The following is a 10,721-nucleotide window of genomic DNA, read 5'->3' as shown; positions in this document are numbered from 1 at the left end:
GCGTTGACTTTTGGCACGCTGTTGAGTTCTCAAGGAACGGACGCTTCCTTCGGACCGCCTTCCAGCGGACCCTCCGGGCTTCGTTCTTTCGTGTTACCAGCTTACCAGATGCTTTCCGCTCCGTTTACCGGCGCTTTCTGCTTCCGACTCGCTGCTGTCTTCCAGCGCTTGGCGCCCTGTCCGACGTTTCAAACACTAGCCGACCTCCACTTCGAAAAGCGAATCCGGCTGCAATCCGATAAAACGAACACGCCATATACAGACTGGGCCGCACCTGCGCATGACAGATTCGCCCCAGCCCGAGCCGGGAAGTGTTGGTTCAGAGGATTGGCCGCCCCGGGACCGTCCGCGTTGACACGTGTCCGGTGCTCCCAGTCGAGCGACTGGGAGACCCTACCCCTCCCCGGCGCCCGAGACAAATGCCCTGTCCGGACGGCCCCGGTCCCCTCCTTCTCCCCTCTCTCCCGCAGGCTCCGGGTCGGCGCCCGCGGGAGAGAGGCCGGGCCCCCTACCCGCGACGAACGGTCGCCTACCTGAACAGGCGGTCGCCGCTGGCGGCCATGCGGTGGGTCCCGCTGTGGCGGTTCACCCAGTCCCGGACGAGGTTGACGGCGTTGGCGCACTGCCAGCCGTTGTCGTACTCGCGCACCCCGGTGAAGGCGCCGTAGCCGGCGATGATGCCGTCCACCTGGGCGTCGCCGAGGAGCTTGTCGACGTACCACGGGTCGTTGTAGGTGGTCGTCCAGGACAGGGTGGCCGCGAGTCGTCCGGCGGACCGGTCGGCGGCTCCCTTCTTCAGTTCCGCGCAGGTGTTGTAGGTGGCCTCCGTGCAGTTGCCGAAGCCCTTGGTGATGTCGCTGTCGCCGTAGTCCATCGCCCGGCGGCCGGCCGGGAAGCCGGAGCCGGACCGGTTGAAGGCGCTGTTCACCTGGTCGCGGGTGCCGGTCGTGGTGATGCCCTCCAGCGGGCCGAGCCTGCCCTCCAGGCTCTTCCAGCCCCGGCCGCCGACGTCCGGGGTGCTGCCGCCGTGGTACTCGTAGAAGCCGTAGAGCACCTGGATGCCGGCGGCCGTCAGCCGCTGGGCCTTGTCGCGCAGTCCGGCGACGCTGCAGGTGCGGTTCGGCTCCTCGCCGCAGTAGTTGGGGTCCTTGATGTCCAGCCAGACCAGCGACAGCCGGCGGCCCGCGTCGGCGTTGGAGAGGATGCGGTCGAGCATGCTGTCGAAGCTGGGGCCGAGCCGGTTCTCGCCGGCCGAGGAACAGTCGTGGTAGGCGCGCCACTCGTTCGGGTTCCACCAGGCGCAGACGTCGATCTCGATGGCGTTGGCACCGTGGTTGATCGCGGCGTCCACGCCGTCCAGCGTGTCGACCCGGTGCGCGATGGCGTAGATCGGGTGACGCTGGTCGGCGGCGGCCGCCGGGGTGGTGCCGAGCGCGGTGACGCCGACGATCCCGGACAGCGCCGCCGTCAGGGCCGACAGCGTCCGCAGGTGGGCACCGCGCCTGTGGTGAGTGGTCAAGAGGTGCTCCTTCTCGCTGGTGCTCGAAGTGGTCCGTACTCACGCGTGCTCGGACGTAGTCGGACGTACTCGGACAACCGATATCACCGACTCCGCGTCGCCGTACGGTGAATGAGCGATACCTGCGGTCTCGCGGGCGCCACCGCTCAGCCGAGCGGCGCCAGTACCCCGTAAGCGTCGGAGGAGTACGCGGCGAGGTCGGGGTGGCGCTTGAGCAGGCCCGCCAGGTCGTCGAGCGCCCCGGGCTGCTCCGTCATCCGCCGCGGCAGCACCAGCCGGCCGCCCTGCTCCGGCGGGATCAGCCCGCTCACGAGGGCGCGGCGCACGGTCCGCTCGTGCCGGGTACCACGGCCGGTGCCGCCGTACGGGTCGCGGGCCAGGGCGCTGACGCCACCGCGGGCGGAGAGCTGGTCGAGCTCCGGGACGAGCCGCCAGACCTGCTGGGCGTGGTGGCTCTGCACCGAACCGGCCAGGTTCGCCTCCAGGCCGTGGGCGTGGCACAGCTCCACGAGGAACCGGATCTCCTCCAGCGAGAGGATGCCGGCCCTGGCCAGACCGTGCCGGTCGGTGTCGTGGCGGTCGAGGTCGGCGAGCTCCGGGCTGCCGGCGGTGGAGACCAGTCCGATCCGGGCGACCTTCAGCAGGATGCTGGTGTCCACCATGATCGCGTCGGCGCCGGCCGCCGCGCTGGCCTCGACCATCGCGCGGATCGCCTCCCGATCGGTGCGACGGGCCGTCGTGAGACCGTAACCCGCCTGGGAGAACGGCTCGTTGACGGCCACGAAACCGCCGGTCGTGCCCGTCGGCAGGGCGCCGGAGGCCCTCAGCTCGGCCGGCTCCGGCCGCCGGCCGCCGAACAGCGGCTCGCCGTGCGGGTCGAGCAGTGCGTCCGCGTACTCGGCGAGGTCGAACGCCCCGGGCGTGGACGGCTCGCACGGGTAGTACTCCCGCAGGCCCACCAGGGCGCGCCGCACCTGCGGGAGCGTCTTGCGGGCGTCCCACAGGTCGAGGTCCTGCGCGAACAGGACGGACATCACCCGGGTGTGCGACAGCCGGTCGGTCCGGCGCAGCGTCGCCGTGATCTCGCCGAGCACGTCGGCCAGTTCACCGGTCCGCATGCCGTCCAGGCCGACCTTGACGATCCCGCAGGGATGCACCCGGGTGCCCATCGCCAGGGCGACGCCGAGGGCGGCCTGGGCCGCCTTGCCGACCTGCTCGTACGCCGACTTGGGCAGGGCCAGACCGTTCTCCGCGCGCCGGTACAGCAGCTGGTCCTCGCCGATGTTGGTGCTCAGCTGGACCGGGAGGTCCCGCCGGGCGGCCAGCACCGCGTCCGCGATGTCCATGATCCGGCGCGGTTTGATCGTGCCGAGCGCGCTGCGCGGGTCCTCGCTGTCGATGATCCGCGCGCCGCCGAGGACCGCCTCCCGCGCCTCCTGCGGGTCGAAGACGCTGACCAGCAGCCGTCGATCCGCCCCGACCTCGCCGGGTATGCCGGACATTCCGATGGTCGACACCGTTCCCCCTCCGAGAACTGACTGTGTTCGTTCGGGGGTCAGTCTTGACCGCAAGAGGTGCTCCACCGACCGATCGGCGACCGATCCTCACTCGAAGGAGTGAGATCACTTGACAGCAGGGTGACCAGGCGGCGATGCCGCCCCGGCACGCGGCCGGTCCGCGGGCGCCGCCGGGTGCTCCGTCGGCGCCCACGGGCCCGTCACCGTCACGGGCCCGTCACCGTCGCGGGCCGGCCACCGCGTACAGCGCGCCGCCGGTCACCAGCAGGGCCACCGCGGTCCAGGTGGACACCCCCGTCCCGGCCGGACAGGTCATCCAGCCGATCGCCTTCCCCACGGTGGTGGGCGGCAGCGGGGGGACGAGGATGGTGAAGCCGAGCCAGCCGATCGGCAGGATCCAGGCGAGGTGCGCTCCGCAGAGCACCGCCCCGAGCGCGGCCAGGCCGGCCAGGCCCGCGGTGTCCCGGAGGACGACCTCGGTGGGGGCGAACCTCGGCCCCGCGGCCTGCACCGCCAGCACCGCGGCGCCCACGACCACGCCGATCAGCAGCGCGTGCGCCGCCCGGCGGGGCGCCCACCGGATCGCGGCCGTCCGGTCCAGTGCGGAGTCCTGCCCGCCGAGCCCGACGGAGCCGGCCGCCACGCCCGCGGCGAGCACGAAGTACACGATCGGGTTGATCGCGTCCGCCTCCACCGCGCCCGTGCCGCCGCCCCGGTTGAAGGCCCACACCACCAGGGCGGTGAGCGCCACCGCGGCCGCCGACGTGGGCACCTGCCGTGAACGCGCGTACAGCGTCAGCCACCTCACCGCGACACCTCCCCGGCCAGCACCGAAATCTGGTCCTGCCGCGCGCAGGACAGGGAGGCGGCGTGCAGCGCGACGATCCGCGAGCGCTGCTCCGCCGGCGGCAGTGCCGTCAGCTTCTGCCACGCGGTGTCGGCCGCCGCCCAGGTCTCGACCTCGTACGCGGTGGTGCCCTTCGGCGCCAGCGGCTGGAGCTGGGGGTCGTGGAGCGCCCAGCTCACGGCGATGCTCTGGGCGGGGATGGCGACGTGCCCGCCGCCCTCCTTGTCGTTGTCCGGGTAGCAGCTCGGTGCCAGACCCTTGGCGATCAGCGCGCGGGTCAGCTGCTCGCCCGTCGCGTCGGCGAGCAGCCGCTCGCTGAAGTCGACCAGCAGCACGTCCGCGGAGAGTTCGCGCGCCTCGGCGAGCTCGTGCAGCGCGGTGTCCTCCCGTACCGAGGTCGGCGCCCGGTCGCCCAGGACCTCGTGCAGCACGCGCAGCGCGTCCTTGCTGCGCTGGGTGAGCTCGGCCAGGTGGGAACGGCTCGCCTGGGTCACGCACACCGGCCCGTCGCACACCAGCGCCGCGGCGGCCTTGTCGACGACGTAGACGTCGCGCGCGGCGGACGGGAGGACCAGCAGGGCCAGGACCAGGCCGGCCAGGGCGGGAGTCACCGCGAGCAGCCGGGCCCGCCGGGTCGCGGCCGCCAGCAGCGCGACGCCGGTGGCGAGCAGGCCGAGCAGCCAGAGCGTCTGGCCGAGGTGGACGGAGCCGGACAGGGTCAACAGCATCTGCCGCGGCTCCGGGGTCGCCGGGGACAGCAGGGCGAACCGGTTCGCCACCCGGCCCGTCGGTACCGCCCCTTCGTTGTTCATCCGCAGGAACAGGCCCGTCCCCACGAAGACGATCACCACCAGGGCCGGCGGGGTGAGGACGGAGGGCAGCGCCCGCGCGACGCCCATGCCGAACACGGCGCCCGCGACCAGGGCCAGTGCCGCCACCAGCGAGATCGGCAGCCAGCCGAGGGGGGTGTAGGTGGTCGGACCGGACGCCACCTGGACTCCGCCCACCAGGACCAGCAGGCCGAAGCCCACCGCCAGCGCGAGCCCGATCGCACCGGCCGGCAGCGCCGCACGGCGCCAGGCCGGCCGCGGCGTGGTCGTCAGCAGCTCGGTCATCCGCGAGCGGGGTTCGCGCAGCCCGTACACCGCCCCGACGCCGATCACGAAGGGCCACCAGAAGGTCAGCAGGGACCGGGTCCAGAACGCCATGGTGGTCCACTGGGCCGTCCACCCCGCGGTGCCGTGCCACCAGAACGCGTCGAACGGGAGGAAGACCGCCAGGCTGCCGCCCAGGACGACGACTCCGGCCCAGGGGGCGGCCGAGCGCTTCAGCTCGGTTCGCAGCACGCGTGCGTTCACCAGGCGCTCCCCTGCTGGCCGGAGGTGCGGAGCAGCGCCGAGTAGCCGCGCTCCAGGGGGCTGTCGCCGGGGTGCTCGGCGCTGCCCGCCGCGCCCAGCTCGTCCGGCGTGCCCTGGAAGACGAGGCGGCCGTCGGCGAAGAGCACCACGTCGGAGCAGGCGGCCGCGACGTCCTCGACCAGGTGGGTGGAGACGACCACGCAGGTGTCGCGGCCCAGGTCGGTCAGCAGTTCGCGGAAGCGCAGCCGCTGGGCCGGGTCGAGGCCGGCCGTCGGCTCGTCCAGCAGCAGCACCGCCGGGGAGTTGACGATGGCCTGGGCGATGCCGGCCCGCCGCACCATGCCGCCGGACAGGGTCTTCATCCGGTGGTCGGCGCGGTCCGCCAGGCCCACCCGTTCGACGGCGCGCTGGACGGCGTCGGGGACGTCCCGCTTCGGGACCTCCTTCAGCCAGGCCATGTACTCGACGAACTCGCGTACGGTGAACCGCTTGTAGTAGCCGAAGTCCTGCGGCAGGTAGCCGATGCGGCGGCGCAGGGCCCGGTGGTCGCCCACCCTGCCGAGGGAGGTGCCGAGCATCTCCAGCTCGCCCTCGGTGGGGCGCAGCACGGTGGCCAGTGTCCGGATCAGGGTGGTCTTGCCCGCTCCGTTGGGCCCGAGGAGGCCGTGGGCACCGATGCCCAGCGAGAGGTCGAGGCCGTCGACGGCCATCTTGCTCCGTCCGACGCGGACCTTCAGGCCGCTGGCCCGGATCTCCCAGGGGTAGGTCTTCGGCGCGGTGTCGGCCGCGCTCGCCGTATGCGTCATGCGATGGTCCCTTTCGAGGGTGGACAGGGTGGACATGGGTTTCACAGCGTCGAGTACGTGTCCCGGCGGGCGATCACGGCGCAGACGCCGAGCGCGAGGAGCAGCCCCCAGACGGGCAACTGGTCGCGTTGCAGGGCCAGTTGAAGGAAGGCGGGGACCCGGCCGGTGATCGAGGTGGGGGCCACGACGACGAGGCCCCACCCGGCCGCCAGCCCGAGGGCGGCACGGGTCACCCCGACCACGCTGCCCAGCGCCAGGGCGGTGGAGGTGAAGGCCAGGGAGGGCAGCAGCCACTGCGCGGCCGTCGTGCTCCCGGTCAGCCATCCCCCCAGCAGGAGGACGGGCAGGACCACCACGAGGACCGAGGTGGTGCGCCTGAGCAGCAGGGGCAGGCCGGCCCGGGCGGTGGAGGCGGTCAGTTCGTGGGCCGGGTCCAGGCCGCTGGACCAGGACGCGGCGACGCCGCACAGCGGCAGCACCGGCGCGATCAGCGACACCGGTGAGGAGCTGCCGAAGACCTCCGCCGGGGCGGCCGCGTCGAGCAGCAGCGCCACCAGGGTGACGACGGCGGTCATGGCCAGCCACGGGGTCATGGCCGGCGTCAGCCAGGACGACACCCACCTCGGCCGGCGCCACCGCGGGGGCACCGCGCCCACCGCGTCCAACCGCGGTTCCAGGCCGGCCCGGACGGTGTCGACGAGCGCGGCGATGTCGGGTGCCCCGGTGGCGACGGAGGCCGCCAGCAGGCTCCGGCAGGGCGCGCACGTCTCCAGGTGGGCCTCCAGCGCCCAGACCGTGTCCGCCGCCATCGTCGTGACGCCACGTGCGTAGTCGTCGATCAACTGCCTGGTCGCGTGTTCCCCACTCATGCCAGCGCCTCCCGCATCGCGATCCGGGCCCGACGGGCACGGGTCTTGACCGTGCCTTCGGGCAGTCTGAGCAGGACGGCGGTCTCCCGGACGGAGAGCCCGTCGAGCACCGTGGCCTGCAGTACCTCTCGGAGTTCCGGCGCCAGCCGGCGCAGGGCGTCCCCGACGTCACCGCCGACGGTGCCGGCGAGCGCCTCCTCCTCCGCCGCGGGCACCACCGCGCGCTCGGCGGCGGCGACCGGCGGTTCGGCGTGGTGGGCCCGGCGCCGGAACGCGTCGACGAGGCGGCGCGCCGCGATCGTCCACAGCCAGCCGACGGCCGTCCCGCCGACCGCGCTCCCCGCGAACGCGCCGGCGGCGCGCCAGACCGCGAGGTAGGTCTCCTGCATGACTTCGGCGACGATCTGCTCGTCCGCGCAGCGGCGGCGCAGCCGTACGGCGAGCCAGGGCGACGTCCGCCGGTACAGCTCGTCGAAGGCCCCGCGGTCGCCCTTGGCCACCAGCCGGAGGAGGCGTTCCTCGTCCAGGTCGTCCAGTGTTCTCCTGCGTGATCTCACACCAGCCAGACGCCCGATGCGGCGTGCGGGTTCTGCATCGGAGGTGACCTGCGTCACATCCGGGCGGAATCGACCGACCTCGCTGACCGGCCTTTCAGCAACCGCACGGGGCCGGCGCCCGCGCCCCGGTAAGGTGGTGGATCGTGGCCAGTCGTAAAACGTCGATCTTGGAAGCAGCGGCGCGGGTGATCGCGCGACGCGGGGTGCGCGGGCTGCGGGTGGAGGAGCTCGCCGCCGAGGCGGGTGTGTCCACCGCGCTGATCTACTACCACTTCAAGGACCGGACGGGGATCCTCCGGCAGACGATGGAGTTCATCAACGACCGGGCGGAGCGGTACACGACCGAGCGCGCCGAGGACGCCCCGCCGCTGACGCCCCGCGAGGAGCTGGAGCAGACCCTGCTGCTGGAGCTCCAGGACACCGCCGAGGTGCGGGAGAACAGCACCGCCTGGGGCGAGCTGCGGGCGAGCGCGGTGTTCGACGAGACGCTGCGCGAGGACCTGGCGCGGGCCACCCGGATCTGGGTGCAGGAGGTCGCCGAACTGCTCGGCACCGTACGGCCGATGTCCTCGGCGGTCGCGCTGGCCGGGGCGGCGGAGCGGCTGACCGCGCTGCTGGAGGGGCTGAGCACGCGCTGGCTGAGCGGCAGCCTGCCGCTGGCGCACGCCCGCACGCTCCTGGCCGACGCGGTCGACGCCGAGGTGGCCCGGCTCGGGTCCTGATCCGTACGGACCGCACGGGGGGCCTCACTCTGCGCACGGAGCCCGTCAAGGATGCGTTAGGGCATGACCGCGAGTTTGACTGACTTTTCAGTCAGTGCGAGCCTGAACCCGCGGCAGGGTGCTGCCGCCCGTCCGTCCCCACGTGCGCCGCCCCGGCGCGGCGCGAAGAGTGGAGTCGGCGGCCCCCGGCACCCCTCCCGGCACCGTCGCACGATCTGGAGGCCCTCATGACCCACTACCGCGATGACCGCTCCACCGAGCCCTACCCCTGGGTGCCGGCGGACGACGTCCCGCACGCGCGGACCTGGATGTCCTGGCCCTCCCGCCGGGGCGTGTGGGGACTGCGGCTGGGCGGCGTCCAGGAGGACATCGCCCTGATCGCCCGCACGATCGCCGAGTTCGAGCCGGTGGTGATGTGCGCCCCCGACGACTGGACGGCGGGCAAGGCCCAGTCCTGGTGCGGCTCCGGAGTCGAGGTGATCACCGCGATCCCCACCGACGACCTGTGGATGCGCGACACCGCGCCGGTGTTCCGCCGGGACGGGTACGGCGGCCTGGACGCCGTGGTCCTCAACTTCAACGGCTGGGGCAACAAGCAGGTGCACCACGACGACGCCCGGGTCGCCGAGCTCGTCGCCACCCGCCGCGGCCTGCGCCACACCTTCGCGGACTTCGTCGGCGAGGGCGGCGCGATCGAGACCGACGGCGACGGCACCGTGATGGCCACCGAGAGCAGCCTGGTGAACAAGAACCGCAACCGCGGCATGAGCCGGGACGAGATCGAGGAGGCCGTCCTGGAGGCCTACGGCGCCGACACGATGATCTGGCTGCCCGGGATCAAGGGCCAGGACATCACCGACGACCACGTGGACGTCACCTCCCGGTTCGTCCGCCCCGGCACGGTGATGGTGCAGCTGCCGCCGGCCGACCGCAACGACGCCTGGGCCCGGGACGCCCGCGAGCAGTTCGCGATCCTCTCCGCCGCCACCGACGCCCGGGGGCGCCGCCTGCAGGTCGTCCCGGTGCACGGCCCGGACACCGTCCGCTCCCGCAGCTCCAAGTTCGTCGACTCCTACCTCAACTTCCACGTCGTCAACGGGGGCGTCATCACCGCCCAGTTCGGCGACGCGTACAAGGACGCCGCCGCCCGGGACGCGCTCGCCGCGGCCTTCCCCGGCCGTGAGGTGGTGCAGATCGACGTCGACCGCCTGATGGCCGGGGGCGGCGGCATCCACTGCTCGACCATGCACGAACCGCTGCCGTAACCCGGCCGCCCCGCGCACTCTCCTCCACCACCACACCGCCCAGACCCTCAGCTGGAGTTCCCGCATGACCAACGCCCTGTCCCGCCGCACCCTGATCCGCAGGCTCGCCGGCGTCGGCGCCGGAGTCGGCGCCCTCACCCTCGGCCTCACCGCCTGCGACCCCAACGACCTGAAGGACCTCGACGGCGCCGTACCGCCCACGCGGCCCGGCGGCACCCCCGGTGTGCGCCGCTTCGGCGCCGAGTGGGACAAGCACCTGCGCACGGTGATGTCCTGGCCCGCCTCCGAGAACGTCTGGGGCGACCAGCTCGCGGACGTCCGCCGGGACGTCGCCGGCCTGGCCCAGGCCATCGCCGCCCGCGAACCCGTCGTCCTGATGGCCCGGCCCGAACAGGCGGACGCCGCCCGGAAGGCCTGCGGCTCGGCGGTCGAGGTGGTCCCGATCGCGGTCGACGACCTGTGGGCCCGGGACACCCTGCCGGTGTTCGTCGAGGAGGGCGGCACGGTCAAGGGCGTCGACTTCAACTTCAACGGCTGGGGCGGCAAGCAGCAGCGCGGCAACGACTCCAAGGTCGCCCGGACGGTGCTGGCCAAGTACGGCGTCGAACGGATCGAGACCCGGCTGGTCGCCGAGGGCGGCTCCTTCGAGACCGACGGCCAGGGCACCCTGATGGTCACCGAGAGCTCCGTCGTCAACGACAACCGCAACCCGGGCATGAGCCGGGACGCGGTCGAGGCCGAGCTGAAGAAGGTCCTCGGCGTGACCAAGGTGATCTGGCTGGCGGGCGTCAAGGGCAAGGACATCACCGACGCACACGTCGACTGCCTGACCCGCTTCGTCGCCCCCGGCGTGGTCCTGCTCGACCAGGCCTTCCCCGGCACCCCGGCGGACGTCTGGTCCCGCTCGGCCGACCAGGCCCGGTCCGTCCTGAAGGACGCCACCGACGCGACGGGCCGGAAGCTCCAGGTGGTGGAGCTCCAGCAGCCCGACCCCGACAAGATCACCGGGCGCGGCGACGCCTTCGTCTCCTCGTACATGAACTTCTACATCGGCACCAAGGGCGTCTACCTGCCGAAGTTCGGCGACGCCAGGGCCGACGACCGGGCCCAGCAGCTCATGAAGCAGTACTTCCCGGGCCGCGAGATCGTGCCGGTCAAGATCGACGCGATCGCGGCCGGCGGTGGCGGCATCCACTGCGCCACCCACGACATCCCCGCCCTGGGCTGACCGGACCGGCCGGGCCGGGGACAACCCCGGACC

The 10,721-nt window shown here is 72.8% G+C and carries 10 protein-coding genes; 3 read left to right on the top strand and 7 right to left on the bottom strand.

The genetic code is table 11. The features are described 5' to 3' along the window. Positions 1–529: 529 nt before the first annotated feature. The 7 genes from ACFU7Z_RS27125 to ACFU7Z_RS27095 all read right to left on the bottom strand — a co-directional run bounded on the left by ACFU7Z_RS27125 (position 530) and on the right by ACFU7Z_RS27095 (position 7,473). Positions 530–1,519, bottom strand: a complete 990-nt coding sequence (locus ACFU7Z_RS27125; protein ID WP_380780244.1) for a phospholipase — start codon at positions 1,517–1,519, stop codon at positions 530–532. Between the two features lie 146 nt (positions 1,520–1,665). After that, a complete protein-coding gene (locus tag ACFU7Z_RS27120) occupies positions 1,666–3,036 on the bottom strand; it encodes a (5-formylfuran-3-yl)methyl phosphate synthase (RefSeq protein ID WP_380780242.1) in 1,371 nt (456 codons plus the stop codon). A 217-nt stretch (positions 3,037–3,253) separates the two neighbouring features. Further along, on the bottom strand, positions 3,254–3,844 hold the full coding sequence (locus ACFU7Z_RS27115; protein WP_074004644.1) for a hypothetical protein: 591 nt from the start codon (positions 3,842–3,844) through the stop codon (positions 3,254–3,256). Beyond that, positions 3,841–5,241 (bottom strand): hypothetical protein, encoded by a 1,401-nt coding sequence (locus ACFU7Z_RS27110; RefSeq protein WP_380780239.1) that lies wholly within the window; start codon positions 5,239–5,241, stop codon positions 3,841–3,843. The genes ACFU7Z_RS27115 and ACFU7Z_RS27110 overlap by 4 nt, the downstream gene beginning before the upstream one ends. Next, positions 5,238–6,047 (bottom strand): ABC transporter ATP-binding protein, encoded by an 810-nt coding sequence (locus ACFU7Z_RS27105; RefSeq protein ID WP_117492847.1) that lies wholly within the window; start codon positions 6,045–6,047, stop codon positions 5,238–5,240. Before ACFU7Z_RS27105 ends, ACFU7Z_RS27110 begins: the two co-directional genes overlap by 4 nt. A gap of 41 nt (positions 6,048–6,088) precedes the next feature. Then, positions 6,089–6,916 carry a zf-HC2 domain-containing protein gene (locus ACFU7Z_RS27100; RefSeq protein ID WP_380741420.1) on the bottom strand — a complete coding sequence of 276 codons (828 nt, stop codon included), beginning with the start codon at positions 6,914–6,916 and terminating at the stop codon, positions 6,089–6,091. Further along, the gene (locus ACFU7Z_RS27095; protein ID WP_181970890.1) at positions 6,913–7,473 is read right to left on the bottom strand and encodes an RNA polymerase sigma factor; all 561 of its coding nucleotides are present in this window, start codon (positions 7,471–7,473) and stop codon (positions 6,913–6,915) included. The genes ACFU7Z_RS27100 and ACFU7Z_RS27095 overlap by 4 nt, the downstream gene beginning before the upstream one ends. Positions 7,474–7,616: 143 nt before the next feature. Here ACFU7Z_RS27095 and ACFU7Z_RS27090 point away from each other — a divergent pair, with 143 nt between their 5' ends. From ACFU7Z_RS27090 to ACFU7Z_RS27080, 3 genes are all read left to right on the top strand, one after another. Next, complete coding sequence (locus ACFU7Z_RS27090) at positions 7,617–8,195, top strand: TetR/AcrR family transcriptional regulator (RefSeq protein WP_380780237.1); 579 nt, start codon at positions 7,617–7,619, stop codon at positions 8,193–8,195. A gap of 227 nt (positions 8,196–8,422) precedes the next feature. Further along, a complete protein-coding gene (locus tag ACFU7Z_RS27085; RefSeq protein WP_049650855.1) occupies positions 8,423–9,460 on the top strand; it encodes an agmatine/peptidylarginine deiminase in 1,038 nt (345 codons plus the stop codon). Positions 9,461–9,524: 64 nt separating this feature from the next. After that, positions 9,525–10,688, top strand: coding sequence for an agmatine/peptidylarginine deiminase (locus tag ACFU7Z_RS27080; protein ID WP_074004639.1), 1,164 nt, complete (start codon positions 9,525–9,527; stop codon positions 10,686–10,688). The last annotated feature ends 33 nt before the right edge of the window (positions 10,689–10,721 follow it).

It is taken from the genome of Kitasatospora sp. NPDC057518, from assembly GCF_042802075.1.
Classification (GTDB): Bacteria; Actinomycetota; Actinomycetes; order Streptomycetales; family Streptomycetaceae; genus Kitasatospora.
This window is presented reverse-complemented; position numbering and strand designations above follow the sequence as displayed.

Bases quoted from the DNA above. Each gene is read 5' to 3' on its own strand.
- ACFU7Z_RS27105 (WP_117492847.1), bottom strand. From the start codon at position 6,047: ATGACGCATACGGCGAGCGCGGCCGACACCGCGCCGAAGACCTACCCC.
- ACFU7Z_RS27100 (WP_380741420.1), bottom strand. From the start codon at position 6,916: ATGAGTGGGGAACACGCGACCAGGCAGTTGATCGACGACTACGCACGT.
- ACFU7Z_RS27085 (WP_049650855.1), top strand. From the start codon at position 8,423: ATGACCCACTACCGCGATGACCGCTCCACCGAGCCCTACCCCTGGGTG.
- ACFU7Z_RS27080 (WP_074004639.1), top strand. From the start codon at position 9,525: ATGACCAACGCCCTGTCCCGCCGCACCCTGATCCGCAGGCTCGCCGGC.